Here is a 20,028-nt window from a genome sequence, read left to right as displayed (position 1 = left end):
CTCAGCCTCCCAGCAGCTGCATCTGCCACAGCCCCAGCCACCACAGCGGCATGGCGGCGAACTGGCCGTCGAGACGATCGAGCACCCCGCCGTGCCCCGGCAGGATACGACCGCTGTCCTTGGCCCCCGCCTCGCGCTTGAGCCGCGACTCCTCGAGATCCCCGCCGACCGATGCGAGCGCCACCAGCGCGCACCACAGGGCCAGCAGCCAGCTCGGCGTGGCCGCGAACAACGGCAGAATCGCCCCGATCGCCGCGAGCACCGCCACACCGGCCAATCCCCCGACCACGCCTTCGATGGACTTGCCCGGACTAATCATCGGGGCCAGCTTGTGGCGCCCGAATGCGCGGCCGGCAAAATAGGCCAGCGAGTCAGCGACGACCACGACGAGAATGCCGAATACCAGCAACCACTCGCCATCGGGCGCGGAGTGCACCTCGACAAGGGCAAGCCAGAACAAGGGCAGGATGGTGAGCCCGATCAGACGGCGCAGCCAGAACGGCCGGTTGGCCGGGCGTTCGCGGCGATGGCGCAACTGCGCGGCGAACAGCAGCAACCAGGTTGCCGCCACCGCGCCCATGAGCCAGGCGACCTGACCGGCAGGCCAGAGCACCTGCCAGCCAACGGCCAGGGCGACGGTGCCGACCACCCAGGGCCAGATCTGGCACGGGGCCAGCCCGCAGAGACGGAACCATTCCACCGCGGCCCAGCCGACCAGGACCAGCGTGAGGCCGGCAAAGACGCGTTCGGGGGCAAGGAGGATGACGGCGAGCGAGACCAGCCCGGCAATGGTGCCGGTCAGCAGACGAAGCGGCGTGCCGGTCACGTGCCCGCCTCGCTGGAATCGACACTGCCGAACCGTCGGTCGCGCGCGGCGAACCAGGTCAGCGCCCGATCGAATTCGGTCTCGTCGAACAACGGCCAGAGCACGTCGGTGAAATACAGCTCGGCGTAGGCCGCCTGCCAGAGCAGGAAATTGCTCAACCGATGTTCACCACCGGTGCGGATGAAGAGGTCCACCGGCGGCTGGCCGGCCGTGGCCAACCCGCTCTCGAAGGCGGACTGGAGGGTGTCGAGGTCATCGAGCGCCAGCGGGGAGTCGGCATGCCGCTCGGCCAGACGACGGGCGGCCTGGAGGATGTCCCACTGCCCACCGTAACTGACGGCAATCTGTAACTGGAGGCGGTCGTTGCCCGCGGTGCGTCGCTCGGCAGACGCCATCAGCTCACGGACAGTGGAATCGAGCCGCGCACGTTCGCCGATGAAGCTCAGGCGCACGCCATTCTCGTCGAGTTCGTCGAGCTCCTTCTCGAGGGCGTTGATGAACAGTTTCATCAGCGCATCGACCTCGTCGGCCGGGCGTTTCCAGTTCTCGGAGGAGAAAGCGAACAGCGTCAGGAGGGCAACGCCGCGACGCATGGCCGCGCGGATGGTCGCGCGCACCGCACGGCGCCCGCGCTGGTGGCCGACGGTACGAGGGAGGTGACGCGCACGCGCCCAGCGGCCATTGCCATCCATGACGATGGCCACATGGCGCGGCAGGCGCGCCGGGTCGATCTCGGACACCTGTTCGTGGTCGTGGCTACGCGCCCCCACGTCGCCTCAGACTTCCATCAGCTCTTTTTCTTTATCCGCCACGAGCTGGTCCACCTCGGCAACCCGTTCGTCGGTCAGCTTCTGGATGGTGTCCTGGCCACGACGCTCCTCGTCCTCGGAGATTTCCTTCTCCTTGAGAAAGCCCTTGAGGTCGTTGTTGGCATCCCGACGGATATTGCGGATGGCGATCTTGGCGTTCTCGCCCTCGTTACGCACCACCTTGCCGAGATCGCGGCGACGCTCCTCGGTGAGCGGCGGCATCGGAATACGGATCACGGTCCCGGCAGTCGACGGGTTGAGACCCAGATCGGAGGTCATGATCGCCTTCTCGATCTTGCCCACCATGTCCTTCTCCCACGGGGTGACCGACAAGGTGCGCGCGTCCTCGGCCGACAACTTGGCGACCTGGGAGAGCGGCACGTCGCTGCCGTAGTACTCCACGTGGATATGGTCGAGCACGCTGACATGCGCCCGGCCGGTGCGGATCTTGGAAAGCTCGCTCTTCAGCGCCTCGATACTCTTGTTCATGCGCGAGCGGGCGTCTTTGACGATATCGTCAATCATTCTTCTCGTTCTCCGCTGTCACCAGGGTTCCCACGGCTTCGCCGGCGACGGCGCGTACCAGGTTCCCCGGCTCATTGATGTCAACCACCATCAGCGGCATCTGCTGATCGCGACACATCACGATCGCGGTAGCGTCCATGACGCCCAGCCGCTGGTCGAGCACGGCATTGTACGTCAAATGATCGTAGCGTTCTGCACTGGCATCCAGGGTCGGGTCGGCACTGTAGACCCCGTCCACCTTGGTCGCCTTGATCATCAGATCGGCATTGATTTCCGCCGCCCGCAGGCTCGCGCCGGAGTCGGTGGTGAAAAACGGATTGCCCGTCCCGCCGACCAGCACGACCACCCGCCCCTTTTCCAGGTGGCGGATCGCACGACGACGGATGTAGTCCTCGCACACCGCGTGGATGGATACCGCCGACATGACCCGCACCTTAAGTCCGAGTTTCTCGAGCACGTCCTGCATGGCCAGCCCGTTCATCACGGTCGCCAGCATCCCCATCTGATCACCGGTCACCCGGTCCATGCCCCCACCCGCCAGGCCTTCGCCACGGAAGATGTTGCCGCCACCGACGACCACGGCCACCTCGACGCCCTGGTCCTTGAGCGCCTGGATGTCCTCGCCGAGGCGACTGATCACGGCCGGGTCGATCCCGAATGACTGATCACCCATCAGCGCCTCACCGCTGAGTTTGAGCAGAACACGTCGATAACGGGGAGAGCCGGCAGCTTGCATATCGTTCACCTGTGGGCTGTGAGCTTGCGTGGGACGGACCACTCGCGCCGGGGCGCGGCGGCGTCGGACATTCCTGCGTAAACCCCGTCGGGTGGCGCCGGCTGGCGTGGAACCGGGCGGCGGGGCTTAGGCGGAAATTCCGCGATTCAAAAAAAAGCCGGGGCATGCCCGGCTTTTCGGCAAGGGGATCAGCCCCCTTTGACCTGCGCCATCACCTCGGCGGCGAAGTCGCCTTCCTCTTTCTCGATGCCTTCGCCGACCTCCATGCGCTCGAAGCGAACCACCTTAGCGCCCTCCTTCTTGAGGAGCTGGCCGACGGTCTGGTCGGGATCCTTGACGAACGGCTGGCCGACCAGGGTGATCTCCGCGAGGAACTTGCGGATACGGCCGTCGATCATCTTCTCGACGATTTCCGGCGGCTTGCCGGACTCAGCGGCTTGGGCGCGGAAGATCTCGCGCTCCTTCTCGACGGTGGCCTCGTCGACTTGCGACTCGTCGACGCAGTTCGGCTTGGTCGCGGCCACGTGCATGGCCAAATCGCGCGCCAGCTCCTCGCTGCCGCCCTCGAGCTCGACCAACACGCCAATGCGCTCGCCGTGACGGTAGGCGCCGATCACGCCGCTGGTCGCCATGCGCACGAAACGGCGGATCTGGATGTTCTCGCCCAGCTTGGCGACCAGCGCCTTGCGGCGATCATCGGCCTTTTCCCCGTCGACATCCAGCGCGTTGACCGCGTCCATGTCGGCCGGATCGTCGGCCAGGATCTTGTCAGCGACGCTCTGCGCGAAACCGGTGAAGTCATCACCCTTGGAAACGAAGTCGGTCTCGGAGTTGATCTCGACCATCGCGGCGCTCTTACGATCGTCGCTCATCGCGATGGCGACCTGGCCTTCGGCGGCTACGCGACCGGCCTTCTTATCGGCCTTGGCCAGGCCGCTCTTGCGCATCTGCTCGATTGCGGCCTCGATGTCGCCGTCGGTCTCGACCAGCGCCTTCTTGCACTCCATCATGCCCGAGCCGGTACGCTCGCGGAGTTCCTTGACCAGAGAGGCGGTAATTGCCATGAGCTGTCTTCTCCCGAATCTGTCTTGTACAAAAACAACGGGTCAGGCGACCCGTTGTTCAGAAATCTGCGGCGGAGCGATCGAAACGACCGCCCCACTCCGAGCGGCGATTACTTGGCCGCTTCTTCCTCGTCGGCCACCTCGACGAAGTCCGACTCGCTGACGCTGGTCGCGCCCTTGGCGTCCAGCACGGCATCGGCCACGGCGGCGGTGTACAGCTGGATGGCGCGGATGGCGTCGTCGTTACCCGGGATGACGTAGTCGACACCCTGAGCGCTGTTGTTGGTATCGACCACGGCTACAACCGGGATACCCAGCTTCTTGGCTTCCTTGATGGCGATGTCTTCGTGACCAACGTCGATGACGAACAGGGCGTCCGGGAGACGCTCCATGTCCTGGATACCGCCGATGGAACGCTCGAGCTTGGCGCGCTCGCGAGTGGTCTCGAGGGCTTCCTTCTTGACCAGCTTCGCCAGGCTACCGTCTTCTTCCATCTGCTTGAGCGCCTTGAGGCGGCGAATGGAAGCACGAACGGTGCGGAAGTTGGTCATCATGCCGCCGAGCCAGCGGTGGTTGACGTACGGCATGCCGCAGCGCTTGGCTTCCTGCTCGACCAGGTCACGGGCCGAACGCTTGGTGCCGACGAACATGATCTTGCCGCCGTTACCTGCCAGCTTACCGACGTAGTTCAAGGCATCCTCGAACATCGGCAGCGTCTTTTCCAGGTTGACGATGTGGATCCGGTTGCGCTGACCGAAGATGTAGGGCGCCATGCCCGGGTTCCAGTATCGAGTCTGGTGACCGAAGTGGACACCGGCCTCGATCATCTGACGCATCGTGATTTTAGCCATTGGTAACTACCTGATTATGTTGGGTTAGGCCTCCGCCACATCTGACAGCGCAACCCCGGCCGAACCGTTGGGCACCCCGCGCTGCCATCTTGATGGGCGTGTGGAATTTCCGGGACAGCGCGATCAAGTCACGGCCCGGCGCGCGGAGTATACGGGAGAACGCCGCGAGACGGAACCGCCGAAATCGCCACTGGCAACCGGCTCGCGAACCGGAGGCCCCACCGCGGGCAGGCGATCAGCTCGCGGCGTGCCGCCGCACCACCTCCGCCAGGCCCTCGGCGACCTCGCGCACCTGGTCTCGGGACTCTCCCTCCACCATCACACGGATCAAGGGCTCGGTGCCGGACGGACGCAACAACACGCGCCCCCGGCCGGCCAGCTCCCGCTCAGCTGCCGCCACGGCTTCGACGACAACCGGATCTTCCAGCGACACGGGCCGTTCGATGCGAACGTTGACCAGGGTCTGCGGCAGTACCGTCATCGGCTCGAGCAGCTCGGTCAACGAGCGCTCGCGACGCGCCATCTCCGCCAGCACCTGCAACGCGGCGACGATGCCGTCGCCCGTCGTGTGACGATCCAGGCACAGCAAGTGCCCCGACGACTCACCACCCAAGAGCCAGTGCTCGCGCCTGAGCGTCTCGTGGACATAGCGATCGCCCACCTTGGCACGCAAGAACGGTCGCTCCAGCGCCTCTATCGCCTGTTCGAGACCCAGGTTGCTCATCAGGGTACCGACCACCCCACCGGCATAGCCCTGCTCGATCCGGCCAGCCGCGATTACGTACAGCAGCTCGTCGCCATCGCGGATCACGCCATCGGCATCCACCATCATCACCCGGTCGCCATCGCCGTCAAAGGCGATGCCTAGATCGGCACCCGATTCGCGCACGGCGGCCTGCAGCGCCTCGGGGTGGGTCGAGCCGACCCCTTCGTTGATGTTGAACCCGTCGGGCGTCGCCCCGATCACGTCGACCTCCGCGCCCAGTTCGGAGAACACCCGCGGCGCGACCTGATAGGTTGCCCCGTGCGCGCAATCGACCACGATGCGCAGGCCGGCGAGACTCATGCCGATCGGCACGGTGCTCTTGCAGAACTCGATGTAACGGCCGGCCGCATCACCGATGCGGTCGGCCTTGCCCAACCGACGGTTGTCGATTACCTCGAGATCCTGGTCGAGCATGGCCTGGATTTCGTCTTCGACCGAGTCCGGCAGCTTTTCACCCTGTGCAGAGAAGAACTTCACGCCATTGTCGTCGAACGGATTGTGAGAGGCGCTGATCACCACGCCGGCGGACGCACGCAAGGTGCGGGTCAGGTAGGCGATTGCCGGTGTCGGCATCGGCCCAAGCAGACGCACGTCCACGCCGGCGGCAGAAAAGCCCGACTCCAGGGCCGATTCGAACATGTAGCCCGACACGCGGGTGTCCTTGCCGATCAATACCCGGCGCCGACCGTAACTACCCAGCACCTTGCCGGCGGCCCAGCCCAGCTTGAGCACGAACTCCGGGGTCATGGGGTATCGCCCCACCGCTCCCCGCACACCATCGGTTCCAAACACTCTGCTCACGATCGCGCCTCTCGTCCTTACTTCCCTGCCGGGGCGAGCCTTCGCCCCAAGCAAAAACGCCGGCTGGAAAGCCGGCGCCAATCAATTCGTTCGGGCTGCCCGACATCCCCGGGCAGCGACCCTCCATGTGAAGGGTTCTTACATTGCCGGCTGCTCGCCCTCGTCCTCGGAGCCTTCGGAAACGTCCTCACGGAGCGTCTCGATATCAGCGATGTACGCCGCGAGGTTGTTGATGTCCGCGTCGGACAGGTGGGTCGCCTGCGGGATCATTGCGTAGGAGTATTGCCCCATCTCGGTGCCCTTGCGGTACACCTTGAGCAGAGAGGCAACCTGGGAAGCCGCCATACCCTTGAGCTTGGGCGCATTCATCAGGTGACCACCCTCGCCCTGCTCGCCATGGCAGATGGCGCAGGAGGAGTACAGCGCCTGGCCACGCTCGACGTCGGCCTTGGCAATCTCGCCGCTCTCGGCAGCTTCCTCGGCTTCGGCCTGGTCACCACCTTCGTCACCGTTGCCGCCGGCGTCTCCACCGAACTCGTCGGCGATGTAGGCGGCCAGGTCATCGATGTCCTCGTCGGACAGGCCCGAGGCATTCGGCGCCATGGTGCCGAAACGATCACCAAGACCCTGCTCCTTGAGGTAGTCCTGATCACCGTCGCGGTAGGCAGCCAGCTTTTTGGCTGTCTCGTCCTGGCCCAGGCCGGTCAGCTTCGGGAAGGCCCCGCCCTGACCACCACCGTCGGCGCCGTGGCAGGCCGCGCAGGAAGCGTACTTTTCCTTGCCCGCGGCGACATCGCCGGCGGCGTGAGCCAGCATCGGGGCCGCCAGGGCACCACTGGCGGCAAGAGCAATGAGTGAACGACGCATCTGTTTCATGATTTTTCTCTCAACTGTTGCACCCCGCGGCATCCGCCGGGCTGAAAACACCTCGATGTCACCGACATCGAAAAACGGTGGTCCGGCGGATTGGCGGTGATTTCAAGTCAACCAAATTAACCCCGCCGGGCAAAATATCAGAAAATCCTAATTCGTAACAAGGCAAACGCTTTTATGGCGGGAAAGCCGTGTTTGTGCGTTTGCAGCGATCCACCTCATGCCACACACATGGCCCGCCACACCGCCAGCGCGTCGCGCGTGGCCTCGACATCGTGAACGCGCAGCACCGCGGCGCCACGCTCCGCGGCCAACAGGGCGGCCGCCGCACTGCCCACGGCACGCCGTTCGACCGACTGCCCGGTGGCCTCGCCAATCATGCGCTTGCGCGACATGCCGACCAGAATCGGCGCGCCCAGGCCCGCGAGCTCCTCGAGACGCCGCAGCAATGCGAAGTTCTGTTCGTGGGTCTTGGCAAACCCGAAGCCCGGGTCCACCAGGATGCGTTCGGACGAAATCCCTGCCGCACGCAGACACCGAAATCGTTCGGCGAGGTAGTCCGTAACGTCAGTCACCACGTCGCCGTAATTGGTGCGTGTCGCCATGTCACCGGGTTCGCCGCGCATGTGCATCACGCATACCGAGGCCCCGCTCGCAGCGGCGGCCTCGACGGCACCCGGTCGGGTCAGCGCCCGCACATCGTTGATCAGGCAGGCTCCGGCCTCGACCGCGCGACTCATCACCATCGGGGAACTGGTGTCCACCGACAAAGGGCAATCAAAGCGCGACGCCAGCGCCTCGATCACGGGGATCACGCGGGCCAACTCCTCGTCTTCGGCCACCGGCGTGGCGCCGGGACGGGTCGACTCACCGCCCACATCAATCAGGTCGGCGCCCGCCTCGAGCATTGCCTGTGCCGCATCGACCGCCCGCTCCACGGTATCGAAGCGTCCCCCGTCGGAAAACGAGTCTGGCGTGGCGTTGAGGATGCCCATGATCAATGGGCGTCCCGTCTGCCGCCAGTCCGGACAGGCGCGCGGGGCGGCTGTCATCCGCCGCGCGGGCCTCCCAGCGGATCGCCGCTGGGCGTACGATTGCCGTCATCGGACTCGGATCGGCCGTTATCGTCCGCTCCACCCTCGTCACGAGTGGGCTCGTCGTCCTCCACCTCGTCATCGGTGGTGTCGATGTGGGCGCCCGAGCTCGGCGGCTCGCTACCGGTACCGGAGCCACGCTCGCCCCAGTCCTCGGGTTCGCGCACCGGCCGACGCTCCATCAGGTCGTCGATCTGGCCGGCATCGATGGTCTCGTACTTCATCAACGCCTCGGACATCGCGTGCAGGATGTCCATGTTCTCGACCAGGATCTGGCGGCAACGCTGGTAGTTGCGGTCGATGACGTCCTTGATCTCGACGTCGATCACTTCCTTGGTCTCGTCGGAGAAGTGACCACCCGAGGCCTGACGCCCCATAAACGGGTCGCCATCGTCCTCTGAGTAGTAGAGCGTGCCGAGCTTCTCGGACATGCCCCACTTGGTGACCATGTTCCGCGCGAGCTCCGTGGCCCGCTCGATGTCGTTCGAGGCACCCGTAGTCACCGCCTCGTCACCAAAGATCAACTCCTCGGCGATCCGACCTCCGAACAGGCTGGAGATATTCGACTCGAGCTTGCGCTTGGAATAGCTGTAGCGATCCTGATCGGGCAGGAACATCGTGATGCCCAACGCCCGGCCGCGCGGGATGATCGAGACCTTGTAGACCGGGTCATGCTCGGGCACCAGGCGACCGACGATCGCGTGACCTGCCTCGTGGTAGGCGGTCAGTTTCTTCTCGTCCTCACTCATCACCATGGACTTCCTTTCGGCACCCATGATGATCTTGTCCTTGGCGCGCTCGAGATCGGACATGGTCACGTCCGGCTTGTTCGACCGCGCGGCGAACAGCGCCGCCTCGTTGACCAGGTTGGCGAGATCCGCCCCCGAGAAGCCCGGCGTACCGCGGGCGATCAATGAGGGTTCGACGTCCTTGGCCGCCGGCACCTTGCGCAAGTGAACGTTGAGAATCTGCTCACGACCGCGCACGTCCGGCAGGCCGACCACCACCTGGCGATCGAAACGGCCGGGGCGCAGCAGCGCCTTGTCGAGCACGTCGGCACGGTTGGTCGCCGCGACCACGATCACGCCTTCGTTGCCGTCGAAGCCGTCCATCTCGACCAGCAGCTGGTTGAGGGTCTGCTCGCGCTCGTCATGACCGCCCCCCATGCCCGAGCCACGATGACGGCCGACCGCGTCGATCTCGTCGATGAAGATGATGCAGGGCGCGTGCTTCTTCGCCTGCTCGAACATGTCGCGAACGCGCGAGGCGCCCACGCCGACGAACATCTCGACGAAGTCCGAACCGGAAATCGAGAAGAACGGCACCTTGGCCTCACCGGCGACGGCCTTGGCCAGCAAGGTCTTGCCGGTGCCCGGCGGGCCGACCATCAGCACACCCCGCGGGATGTTGCCGCCCAGGCGCTGGAATTTGCCCGGATCCTTGAGGAAGTCGACCAGTTCGACCACCTCTTCCTTGGCCTCGTCGGCACCGGCGACGTCGTTGAACGTGACCTTGACCTGGTCCTCGCTCATCAGCTTCGCCTTGGACTTGCCGAAGCTCATCGCGCCGCGGCCACCACCGCCCTGCATCTGGCGCATGAAGAAGATCCAGATCGCGATCAGCAGGATGAACGGGAACCACTGGATGAAGATCGTCATCAAGAGCGACGGCTTTTCCGGCGGCTTGGCGTTGATCGCCACGTTGTTGTTCAGGAGATCACCGACCAGGGCACGGTTGTCCGTCTCCGGGCTGTAGGTCTCGAAGCGAGTGCCCGAGCCGGAGGTGCCCTTGATGGTCTGACCTTCAATGGTGACCGAGTCGACGCGCCCGCTCTTCACGTCCTGAATGAACTGTGAGTACGGCACCGCACTCGTGGTGGTCGCGCGCTGATCGAAGCTGTTGAACACCGTCATCAGCACGATCGCGATTACCACCCAGATCAGGATGTTCTTGGTCAAATCGTTCAACGCAACACCTCTGCGTACAGCCGCAAACAGGCGGACATCCCCGATGCCCGCCTGCCCTGGCGAATCAATGAATCGAATATTGTTCGGACAACCTTAACCTTATCTCACGCGCTTGCCGGTTGCCACCAGATAGACCTCTCGCGAGCGTGGCCGAGATGCCTTGGGCTTACGAACCACCACGCGATCGAAGCGCTGACGCGTCTCCTTGACGTACTCGTCGAACCCCTCGCCCTGGAACAGCTTGGTGACGAAAGCGCCTTTCGGCTTGAGCATCCGATCGCAGAAATCCAGTGCAAGTTCCGCGAGATACATCGAACGGGGAATGTCGACCGAATCCACACCACTCATGTTGGGGGCCATGTCGGAAAGCACAAGGTCGACCTCGCTCTCGCCCAGGGCCGCCTCCAATTCGTGCAGCACGGCATCCTCGGTGAAGTCGCCCTGCAGCACGGTGGTGTCGGCGAATTGATCCATGGGAAGCAGATCGAGGGCGAAGACGTGCCCCTTGCTCCCGACCACCTGGGCGGCGTACTGAGTCCAGCCGCCAGGCGCGGCACCCAGGTCGACTACCGTCATGCCGGGGCGCAGGAAACGGTCACGCTCGTTGAGCTCGATCAGCTTGTAGACGGCGCGCGAACGCCAGCCCTCGCGCTGGGCCTTCTGCACGAACTCATCACGGAAATGCTCGGTGAGCCATCGTTTGCTGCTGACCGACCGCGCCATGAGGCCTCCGGGTAGGACGTTACTAGGGAGCGGGATTATCCCCCATCGCCCCCGGCGACCCAAATCGCGGCGATCTAACGCGCGACCGGGTAACCCTGGTCGCGATACCGCGGGGACACGTCGATCGCATGGTCGCCGGAAAGACCGGCCTCGGCCCGACCTCAATGATGGTGGTGATCGCCACCATGGCTATGGCCGGCAGGACGCTCCCCGCGCGGGTGCACTACCGCCTCGACCGTCTGGGTGCTGCCATCGTCGAAGCGCAACTCGATTGGGATGCGCTGACCCTCGGTGGGCGCCTGCTCGGGCCCGATCAGCATGATGTGCAGCCCGCCGGGCGCCAGCGCGACCGACTCGCCCGCCGGCACCTCGATACGATCCTGGCGCACCATCCGATGCATGCCATCCTCGTTGAACGATCGATGCAACTCCACCGTCTCGAAGCCGGGCGCGTCGGCCTCGACCACGTTTACGGGCGTCTCACCGGCGTTGTGCAGTTCCATGAACGCGGCCGTGGCGTAGGCGGCCGGCGGCGCCAGCACCACCCACGGCTCATGGACCTCCAGTTCGGCGGCGGAGGCCGGCAACGTCATCACGGCGGCAAACGTGGCGGCGATCAGGGTTGAGAGACGTTTCATTCGGGGCTTACCTCAGATAGGAATGACGGGATCATCGTGACGATCCGGTCAGGATCATGCGGGCCGGGCAACAGGGCCAGCATGCGTCCTTGCGGGTCGATCAGGCGAAAACCGGTGTCGTGGTCGACACTGTAGCGCCGTTCGCCCGGCGCGTGCTTACCGATGCGATAGCCGGCCTTCACCGCGCCAGTGACCGCGTCGATCGCCTCGCGCGATCCGGTCACCGGCACGAACTCCTCGGAGAAGAACGCGGTGTACTTTTCAAGATGGGCGGGCGTGTCACGCTCCGGGTCGACCGACAGGAACACCACCTGCCAGTCGAACGGCGACGAGCCCTCCTGCAGCGCCGGCAGGATCTGGGACAGCTGGCCCAACTCGGTCGGGCAGATGTCGGGGCAGTAGCTGTAGCCGACGTAGAGCAGGGTCCACCGGCCATCGAACAGCGCCGATGTGCCCACGGGGCCGTCGACGCCTTCGAGCATCCTGTCGGGCACGGGCATGGGCGCCTCGGGGGCACGCAGCACCAGCGGCTCGGGGCTCTCGTAGCCGGCCAGCGGATTATTGGCCCCGGCGTTCTCGGCATCCGGCTGACAGCCGGCGAGCAACAAGACGAGGACGAAGGGCAGGAGCAGAACGCGCAGCAACATGGTGTTGGTCATTGGTCCGAGGGAGTCCAGAGCGGTAAACTGCCGGGTCATCCACGGTGTTGCAATGTGTGATTTCACACAGCCGCCTACCTGATTCCCGGAGATTCCCGACGACATGAACCTTACCGCCCGACAGCGACAGTACCTTCGCGCCGAAGCACACCACTTGAAGCCCGTGGTACTCCTCGGCCAGCACGGCCTGACCGAGGCGGTACTCCTCGAGATCGAACAGGCACTCGAGATCCACGAGCTGATCAAGGTGCGGGTCCCGGGAGTCGAGCGCGAGGAGAAACGCGAGATCATTGACGCGATCACCGACGCCACCAAGGCCACCCTGGTGCAGACGGTCGGTCACATCGCCGTGCTGTTCCGCCCGCGCGCCAGCTACTCGGACTTCAACCTGCCCAAGCCGGGGAAAGCTGGCCAGCGATGATCCCGCTGCTCGGGCCGGATCCGTGGGCCTTCCCACCGGTCACCAGCGCCCTGACAGAACCCAACGGCCTATTGGCCGCCGGGGGTGATCTGTCGGTCGAGCGACTGGCGACGGCCTACCGTCGCGGCATCTTCCCTTGGTATTCCGAGGGCGACCCCATCCTCTGGTGGAACCCGGACCCTCGCACGCTGTTCACCCCCGAGCGGTTCCACGTCTCGCGCAGCCTGGCCAAGTGGCGCCGCCAGCAACGCTACCGAGTGACGGTCGACACGGCGTTCGCCGCGGTGGTAGACGGCTGCGCTGGGCCGCGCCGAGGCGACCCCGGCACGTGGATCGTGCCGGCCATGCGCCAGGCCTTCGTCGAGCTACATGCCGCGGGAATCGCCCACTCGGTGGAGGTCTGGTCGGGCGACGAACTGGTGGGCGGGCTGTTCGGCAGCCGCATCGGCCGGGCGGCCTTCGGCGAGTCCATGTTCAGCCGCGCCCCCAACGCTTCCAAGTTCGCGCTGGCCGCCATTCTGGTGGATGGCCTCTGGGGACCGATCGACTTTCTCGACGCCCAGTTCACCACCGAGCACCTGCTCGGACTGGGTGCCGAGGAATACCCGCGCTCGGTGTTCACGCGCTGGTTGGACGAGGCGGCTCGGGCGAATGGCCCGGACGAGTCGCCGACCGAGTTGGCGGACAAGTTGTGATAAAACATGGGCGCCAGTTAGTGCACTAAGCAAGCGCCGCCGCCCCGCCCGGCCCACTTCTCTAGGAACGAGACACCCCATGCCAGCCGACACCATGGGCATCCTGCTGACACTGTTGCTGATCTCGGTCGTGGCCGTGGTCGCCCTGCGACGTCTGAACCTGCCCGCAATCCTCGGCTATCTCGCCGTCGGCATGCTCGCCGGGCCGCACGCGCTCGGGCTGGTCAAGGACATCCACGACATCCACCTGATCGCCGAGTTCGGCGTGGTGTTCCTGCTGTTCATGCTGGGGCTCGAATTCTCGCTCTCGCGACTGATCGCCATGCGCCGGGCAGTCGTCGGCATGGGCGGGGCACAGGTGCTGCTCACCGCCGTGATCACCGGCGGGGCGGCACTGATGATGGGCTTTTCCCCGGCCGCGGCCTTCACGCTGGCCGGGGTGATGACCGTCTCCTCGACGGCGATCGTGATTCGCCAACTCGGCGAGCAACTGGAGGTCAATTCCCGACACGGCAACAACGCCGTCGGCATCCTGCTGTTCCAGGACCTCGCGGTCATCCCTTTCCTGATCGTCATCCCCGTGCTCGGCGTATCGGGGCCGGAGGGCGACGCGGGCAACCTGACCCTCGAGATCACGCTCACCCTGGCCGCGGGCGTGCTCGCCGCCATCATCCTGTTCTTCGGGGGACGCTGGGTGCTGCGCCCGCTGTTCCGCGAGATCGCCAAGTCCCGCTCGGCCGAACTGTTCACCCTGGCCGTCCTGCTAACCGTGCTCGGCGCCGGCTGGCTGACCAACACCGCCGGCCTGTCCTGGGAACTGGGCGCGTTCCTCGCCGGCATCGCCCTGTCCGAGACCCAGTACAAGCACCAGATCGAGGCCGACATCCGGCCATTCCGCGACGTGCTGCTGGGGCTGTTCTTCATCACCATCGGCATGATGCTTAACGTCGGCGGCCTCGCCGAGATCGGCCACTGGGTATTGATGTTCCTGGCCCTGCTGATCCTCGCCAAGATGGCGATCATCTTCCTGATCGGCCGGGCGATGGGTGAAGCACCCGGCGTGGCGCTGCGCTCGGGCCTGGTCCTGGCCCAGGGGGGCGAGTTCGGCTTTGCCATGCTCTCGATCGCCAGCCCCGATTTGATGACCGACATGGAGCACCAGATCGTACTGGGCACGGTGATCTTCTCGATGGTGCTCACGCCGATTCTGGTCAAGTACAACGGCGTCATCGCCAAGCGACTGGTGCCGGGTTATGCGAAAAGCCGGCGCGAGCACAACATCGAGGTGCGCGCCGATGCCAGCGACGTATCCCGGCACGTGCTCATCTGCGGCTTCGGCCGGGTCGGCCAGAACGTCGCCCGCCTGCTCAAGAGCGAAGGCATCGACTACACCGCGATCGAGGTCGACCCGGATATCGTCCAGCAGGCCAACGAGGCCGCGCTGCGGGTGTACTTCGGCAACTCCACCCACCTCGACATCCTGCAGTCGGCTGGCCTGGACCGCGCTCGCGCCGTGGTGATCAGTCACCTCGACGATGCCTCGACCATCAAGACCATCGAGGTGATCCGCGGGCACAACCGCGATATCCCGGTGATCGTGCGCACCCGCACCGACGAGCACCTCGACCGCATCCACGAGGCCGGGGCCACCGAGGTGGTCGCCTCGGTCTACGAGATGAGCCTGGCACTCGGCGGGCATGTGCTGCGCACGCTCGACGTGCCGCTGGCGAAGATCCTGCGCCAGATCCAGGAAATCCGTCAGGCCGATTACGCCCCATTGCGCCACACCTTCCACGGCGACCGCGCCCGGGACGAAAACGACTTCGCCCTGCTCGCCCCGCGCACCCTGAAGAACGTGGCGCTGGTGCCGGGCGCCGCGGCGATTGGCAAGCGACTCGGCGCGCTCTTGACCGACCACGACGACGTCGTGGTCGACGCCATCAATCGCCACGGCATCCGCGGCGAGAGCCCCAGCGACGAGGTCGAGCTACAGGAAGGCGACGTGCTGACCCTGTATGGCTCGCCGGAGACCCTCGACACCGCCGAACAATTGCTGCTCACCGGCCGGCCCGACTGACGGTCGGGGAAGGAAAATTGGAAATGTGCCGGTATTTCACTAGGATGGGACTATCGATGAAACACACCTGATCCCGATATCAGGGGAGGCAAGCGACATGATCGCCAATGTGGATAGCGGCTACAGCAACGTGGCGGCCGCCGACGGTATGCTCTCGACACCGTCCAATCAGCAGACGGCCAACCCGAGCGCCCAGACCCGTAACACGCCGGTCGAAAACCCCGTTGAAAACCGGGTCAACGGCGGTGAGCCAACTGCCGCGGCGCAGAACCGTGCCGGTGACGAGCAACAGGACGGCGGCCCGGGCAGCATGATCGACGTACGCGCCTGATCCAATCGGGATTGACACAAGGCAGCGACAACCGCTGCCTGGGAATGCGGGCTACGGCCCGCATTTTTTTGTCCCCGCAACACCGACGACCCGCAGCGTCGTCACCAACCCCGTCGCCCGTGCAGCCGCGCGGCAAATGGGCGACAATCGCGCCTTTCGAATCCGACCGCCTTGATACACGCCGGCCCCACGGGGCCCGCCTTGACCACGATCCGCAACCGACTCCATGAGCGACGCCAAGCAGTCCATCGCCCAGCCCGCCGATCACCGCGACCCGATCTATCTACGCGTGCACACCGAGCTCGGCCGAGCACTGGCCACGCGCCTGGCGGCCGTGGCCGCGGACCGACCGGTACTCGCCGTGCTGCCCGACAGTCGAGCGGTCAACGACACCCGTGCCGCCCTGGCGTTCCTGGGCATCGACGCCAGTATCTTCCCCGACTGGGAAGTCCTGCCCTACGACCGCTTCTCGCCGCACCAGGACCTGATCTCCGACCGGCTTTCAAGGCTATGGCGATTGCCCGGCGAATCGCGCGGGCTGACCCTGATCGCCGCGCCCACCCTGCTCCAGCGCCTGCCGCCACCGGCCTTTGTCACCGGCCAGGGCATGGTCCTCGAGGTCGGGCAGCGCCTCGATCGCGAAGCCTACCGTCACCAACTCGAGGAGGCCGGCTACAGCCTGGTCTCGACCGTCGAACAGCACGGCGAATACGCCTTGCGTGGCGGGCTGATCGATGTCTTCCCGATGGGCGCCAACGAACCGGTGCGCATCGACCTGTTCGACGACGAGATCGAGACCCTGCGTCACTTCGACCCCGAATCGCAGCGCTCCACCGAAACGGTCGAGGCCATCACCCTGCTGCCGGCCCGCGAATACCCCCTGACCGACAAGGGCATCGCCACCTTCCGCCAGAACTGGCGCAACACCTTCCCCGGTGACCCGACCAGCGCCCCCATCTACAAGCAGGTGTCGGAAGGACTGGTACCGGCTGGCATCGAGAGCTACCTGCCGCTGTTCTTCGAGTCGACCGCGACGCTGTTCGACTTCCTGCCGGACTCGGCGCGCCTGCTGTTGTTCGACGGCGTCGAGCGGTCCCTCGAAGCCTTCGTCCACGAGACCAGCGAGCGCTTTGCCCAGCGTGCCGGCGACATCGATCACCCCATCCTCGCCCCCGAGGCGCTCTACCAGACACCGGACGAGTTCGGTGAACATCTCAAGCACCTGCCGCGCTGGCAACTGGTGGCCGGCTCGGACGAGCGTTTCCCGCAGGCCGCCGACATCGGCGACCGGCCGCTGCCCGACCTGACGGCCGGCAGCGCCGCCCAGCCGGCGGTGATCGAGCGTTTGGCCGAGTTCGTGCGCGGCTTCGATGGTCATACCCTGCTGGTCGCCGAGAGCAGCGGTAGGCGCCAGGCCCTGGTCGAGCAGACCAACGCCGCTGGCCTGAAACCGCTGGGCATCAAGGGTTGGGACGAGGCCGACAAGGCACCGGTGACCATCGCGGTGGCCGAGCTAGAGCACGGCGCCATCCTGCCGACGGCCGGCCGACCGGTGGCGGTGATCAGCGAGACCAACCTGTTCGCCGAACGAGTCGCACAACGGCGAGCCAAGTCACGTCGCGGTCGTGACGCCGATGCGATCATCCAGAACCTCGACGATCTCGCCATCGGTGCGCCCGTAGTCCACGAGGATCACGGGGTCGGCCGCTTCCAGGGATTGGTCACACTTGAGATGAACGACCAGCAGCAGGAATACCTGCTGCTGACCTACGCCGACGACGACAAGCTCTACGTACCGGTCTCGAGTCTCGAGCGGATCTCGCGCTACACCGGCGGGGCCGAGGAAACCGCCCCGCTGCATCGGCTGGGCTCCGGACAATGGGAAAAGGCAAAGAAGCGCGCCGCCCAGCAGGTGCATGACGTCGCCGCCGAGCTCCTGGACGTGCATGCACGCCGGGCCGCGCGCAAGGGCACCTCGCTCAAGGTCGACGAGGCCGACTACCACCAGTTCGCCGAGGAATTCGCCTTCGAACCGACCGACGATCAGCGGCTGGCCATCGAGCAGGTGCTGGTCGACATGGCAGCCGGCCAGCCGATGGACCGCGTCGTCTGTGGCGACGTCGGCTTCGGCAAGACCGAGGTGGCGATGCGCGCGGCCTTCGTCGCGGTCGAGAACCACGCCCAGGTGGCCGTGCTGGTGCCGACCACGCTGCTGGCCGAGCAGCACTTGCGCAACTTCCGCGACCGCTTCGCCAACTGGCCGGTGACCATCGAGAGCCTCTCGCGCCTGTCGGGTGGCAAGAAGACCGCCGAGTTGCGCGAGCGGATCAAGGCCGGCAAGGTCGATATCGTCATCGGCACCCACAAGCTGCTGCGCGATTCACCCGAGTTCGCCAACCTCGGGTTGGTGATCATCGACGAGGAGCAGCGCTTCGGCGTGCGTGACAAGGAGCGGCTCAAGGCCCTGCGCGCCGAGGTCGACCTGTTGACCCTGACCGCCACGCCCATCCCGCGCACGCTCAACATGGCGCTCTCGGGCATACGGGACCTGTCGATCATCGCCACCCCGCCGCGCGAGCGACTAGCCGTCAAGACCGTGATCCTCCGCTGGGACGAAGTACAGATCCGCGAGGCAATCCAGCGGGAACTCAAGCGCGGCGGGCAGGTCTACTTCCTGCACAACGAGGTCAAGAGCATCGACCGCATGGCCCGCCTGGTCGAGGAGATCGTCCCGGAGGCACGCATCGGCGTCGCCCACGGGCAGATGGGCGAGCGCGGGCTCGAACAGGTGATGTCGGACTTCTACCACCAGCGCTTCAACGTGCTGGTCTCGACCACGATCATCGAGTCGGGGATCGACATCCCCACGGCCAATACGATCCTAATCCATCGCGCCGATAAGTTCGGCCTGGCCCAGCTCCACCAGTTACGCGGCCGAGTCGGCCGATCGCATCACCGGGCCTACGCCTACCTGATCACCCCGGAACCGGGCCAGCTCACCCCGGATGCGCAGAAGCGCCTCGAGGCGATCGCCGCGCTCGAGGATCTGGGCGTGGGCTTCACACTCTCCACGCACGATCTCGAGATCCGCGGCGCCGGCGAGCTGCTGGGCTCCGGGCAGTCCGGGCAGATGCACGAAGTCGGTTACCGTTACTACATGCAACTGCTCGACCGGGCGGTCGCCGCCATCCGCCAGGGGCGTGAGCCGGCACTGGACGCGCCGATGCAGAACATCAGCACCGAGGTTGAGCTGGGCGAGCCTGCGCTGATCCCCGAGGACTACGTCGCCGATGTGCATACCCGCCTGACACTGTACAAGCGCCTGTCGACGGCGACGGACGACGAGGCGCTCAACGAGCTCAAGGTGGAGCTGATCGACCGCTTCGGCCTGCTGCCCGAGCCGGTCGTCGCCCTTGTCGAGACCCACCGGCTGCGCATCCGTGCCCGGCGGATCGGCATTACCAAGCTCGAGCTCACGGCCCGGGGCGGCCGCCTGATCTTCGGCGAGAACGCCCGCATCGACCCGGCCAAGCTGGTCGCCGCCGTGCAGGCCGCCCCGGAGACCTATCGACTGTCGGCCGACACCCTGCGATTTAACCGGGAAATGCCGGCGCTCGACGAGCGCCTGAAGACCATCGAGGCCATCCTGCAGGACCTCGCCCTGCCCGAGCCCACGAAGTCCAACACATGACCGACTCCAGCAAAAACGACGCGCCCAAGCGCCCTGCGCGCACTGCCCCGCTGTGGCGACGTGTCGCGGCGCTTTTCTACGACATGCTGTTCGTCATCGCCGTGGTGATCCTGGCGACGTTCATCGCCCTGGTGTTCACCGGCGGCGAGCCCGTCCCACCGGAAGGGCCAATCCAGTGGTTGTTCCGCCTCTACCTACTCGCCTGGATCGCGGCCTACTTCGTGTTCTTCTGGTGCCGATTCGGCCAGACGCCCGGCATGAAGGTCTGGCGCCTGCTTCTGATCCGTGAGCGCAGCGGCGCTTGCCTGGGGCCGATGCTGGCGCGCTTCGGCTTCGGCGTGCTGAGTCTCGCGACACTTGGCCTGCTGTTCTTCGCCGCCCGCCGCGACCCACAGCGCCGCAGCTGGATCGACGATCGCCAGGCCATGCGGATAGTGCAGTTGCTGCCCGGCGGCTGAGACAATCCAGCCGACCCCACAGA

The 20,028-nt window shown here is 65.6% G+C and carries 19 protein-coding genes; 6 read left to right on the top strand and 13 right to left on the bottom strand.

Annotated elements, in window-relative coordinates; genetic code table 11:
* Position 1: 1 nt before the first annotated feature.
* From D5687_RS00635 to D5687_RS00575, 13 genes are all read right to left on the bottom strand, one after another.
* Complete coding sequence (locus D5687_RS00635; protein WP_158611700.1) at positions 2-826, bottom strand: phosphatidate cytidylyltransferase; 825 nt, start codon at positions 824-826, stop codon at positions 2-4.
* On the bottom strand, positions 823-1,596 hold the full coding sequence (gene uppS / locus D5687_RS00630; protein ID WP_255410288.1) for a polyprenyl diphosphate synthase: 774 nt from the start codon (positions 1,594-1,596) through the stop codon (positions 823-825). The genes D5687_RS00635 and uppS overlap by 4 nt, the downstream gene beginning before the upstream one ends.
* A 6-nt stretch (positions 1,597-1,602) precedes the next feature.
* Entirely contained in the window at positions 1,603-2,160 is a 558-nt protein-coding gene (gene frr / locus D5687_RS00625; protein WP_125197817.1) for a ribosome recycling factor, read from the bottom strand.
* Positions 2,153-2,896 (bottom strand): UMP kinase, encoded by a 744-nt coding sequence (gene pyrH, locus D5687_RS00620; protein ID WP_125197816.1) that lies wholly within the window; start codon positions 2,894-2,896, stop codon positions 2,153-2,155. Before pyrH ends, frr begins: the two co-directional genes overlap by 8 nt.
* Before the next feature lie 188 nt (positions 2,897-3,084).
* Positions 3,085-3,960 (bottom strand): translation elongation factor Ts, encoded by an 876-nt coding sequence (gene tsf / locus D5687_RS00615; protein ID WP_125197815.1) that lies wholly within the window; start codon positions 3,958-3,960, stop codon positions 3,085-3,087.
* 110 nt (positions 3,961-4,070) lie between these two features.
* Complete coding sequence (gene rpsB, locus D5687_RS00610) at positions 4,071-4,811, bottom strand: 30S ribosomal protein S2 (RefSeq protein WP_125197814.1); 741 nt, start codon at positions 4,809-4,811, stop codon at positions 4,071-4,073.
* 235 nt (positions 4,812-5,046) lie between these two features.
* Positions 5,047-6,378 carry a phosphoglucosamine mutase gene (gene glmM / locus D5687_RS00605; RefSeq protein ID WP_192894137.1) on the bottom strand — a complete coding sequence of 444 codons (1,332 nt, stop codon included), beginning with the start codon at positions 6,376-6,378 and terminating at the stop codon, positions 5,047-5,049.
* Positions 6,379-6,516: 138 nt separating this feature from the next.
* Positions 6,517-7,254 carry a c-type cytochrome gene (locus D5687_RS00600; RefSeq protein WP_158611699.1) on the bottom strand — a complete coding sequence of 246 codons (738 nt, stop codon included), beginning with the start codon at positions 7,252-7,254 and terminating at the stop codon, positions 6,517-6,519.
* Between the two features lie 215 nt (positions 7,255-7,469).
* The gene (folP, locus tag D5687_RS00595) at positions 7,470-8,303 is read right to left on the bottom strand and encodes a dihydropteroate synthase (protein ID WP_125197812.1); all 834 of its coding nucleotides are present in this window, start codon (positions 8,301-8,303) and stop codon (positions 7,470-7,472) included.
* Positions 8,300-10,312: an ATP-dependent zinc metalloprotease FtsH gene (gene ftsH / locus D5687_RS00590; RefSeq protein ID WP_125197811.1), complete on the bottom strand. Its 2,013-nt coding sequence runs from the start codon at positions 10,310-10,312 to the stop codon at positions 8,300-8,302. The genes folP and ftsH overlap by 4 nt, the downstream gene beginning before the upstream one ends.
* Before the next feature lie 99 nt (positions 10,313-10,411).
* Positions 10,412-11,035 (bottom strand): 23S rRNA (uridine(2552)-2'-O)-methyltransferase RlmE, encoded by a 624-nt coding sequence (gene rlmE / locus D5687_RS00585; protein ID WP_125197810.1) that lies wholly within the window; start codon positions 11,033-11,035, stop codon positions 10,412-10,414.
* A gap of 161 nt (positions 11,036-11,196) precedes the next feature.
* Positions 11,197-11,673, bottom strand: coding sequence for a copper chaperone PCu(A)C (locus D5687_RS00580; protein ID WP_125197809.1), 477 nt, complete (start codon positions 11,671-11,673; stop codon positions 11,197-11,199).
* On the bottom strand, positions 11,670-12,332 hold the full coding sequence (locus D5687_RS00575) for an SCO family protein (protein ID WP_158611698.1): 663 nt from the start codon (positions 12,330-12,332) through the stop codon (positions 11,670-11,672). The genes D5687_RS00580 and D5687_RS00575 overlap by 4 nt, the downstream gene beginning before the upstream one ends.
* Positions 12,333-12,435: 103 nt before the next feature.
* On the opposite strand from D5687_RS00575, the gene yhbY reads away from it, so the two are divergent.
* The 6 genes from yhbY to D5687_RS00545 all read left to right on the top strand — a co-directional run bounded on the left by yhbY (position 12,436) and on the right by D5687_RS00545 (position 20,005).
* Positions 12,436-12,753, top strand: coding sequence for a ribosome assembly RNA-binding protein YhbY (gene yhbY, locus D5687_RS00570; protein ID WP_125197807.1), 318 nt, complete (start codon positions 12,436-12,438; stop codon positions 12,751-12,753).
* Entirely contained in the window at positions 12,750-13,448 is a 699-nt protein-coding gene (gene aat / locus D5687_RS00565) for a leucyl/phenylalanyl-tRNA--protein transferase (protein ID WP_125197806.1), read from the top strand. The genes yhbY and aat overlap by 4 nt, the downstream gene beginning before the upstream one ends.
* Positions 13,449-13,527: 79 nt before the next feature.
* The gene (locus D5687_RS00560; RefSeq protein ID WP_158611697.1) at positions 13,528-15,525 is read left to right on the top strand and encodes a monovalent cation:proton antiporter family protein; all 1,998 of its coding nucleotides are present in this window, start codon (positions 13,528-13,530) and stop codon (positions 15,523-15,525) included.
* 97 nt (positions 15,526-15,622) lie between these two features.
* A complete protein-coding gene (locus D5687_RS00555; RefSeq protein WP_125197804.1) occupies positions 15,623-15,856 on the top strand; it encodes a hypothetical protein in 234 nt (77 codons plus the stop codon).
* 226 nt (positions 15,857-16,082) lie between these two features.
* Positions 16,083-19,547, top strand: a complete 3,465-nt coding sequence (mfd, locus tag D5687_RS00550; protein ID WP_125197803.1) for a transcription-repair coupling factor — start codon at positions 16,083-16,085, stop codon at positions 19,545-19,547.
* Entirely contained in the window at positions 19,544-20,005 is a 462-nt protein-coding gene (locus D5687_RS00545) for an RDD family protein (RefSeq protein ID WP_125197802.1), read from the top strand. Before mfd ends, D5687_RS00545 begins: the two co-directional genes overlap by 4 nt.
* The last annotated feature ends 23 nt before the right edge of the window (positions 20,006-20,028 follow it).

Source organism: Guyparkeria sp. SCN-R1 (assembly GCF_003932495.1).
In the GTDB taxonomy this organism is placed as follows: domain Bacteria; phylum Pseudomonadota; class Gammaproteobacteria; order Halothiobacillales; family Halothiobacillaceae; genus Guyparkeria.
This window is presented reverse-complemented; position numbering and strand designations above follow the sequence as displayed.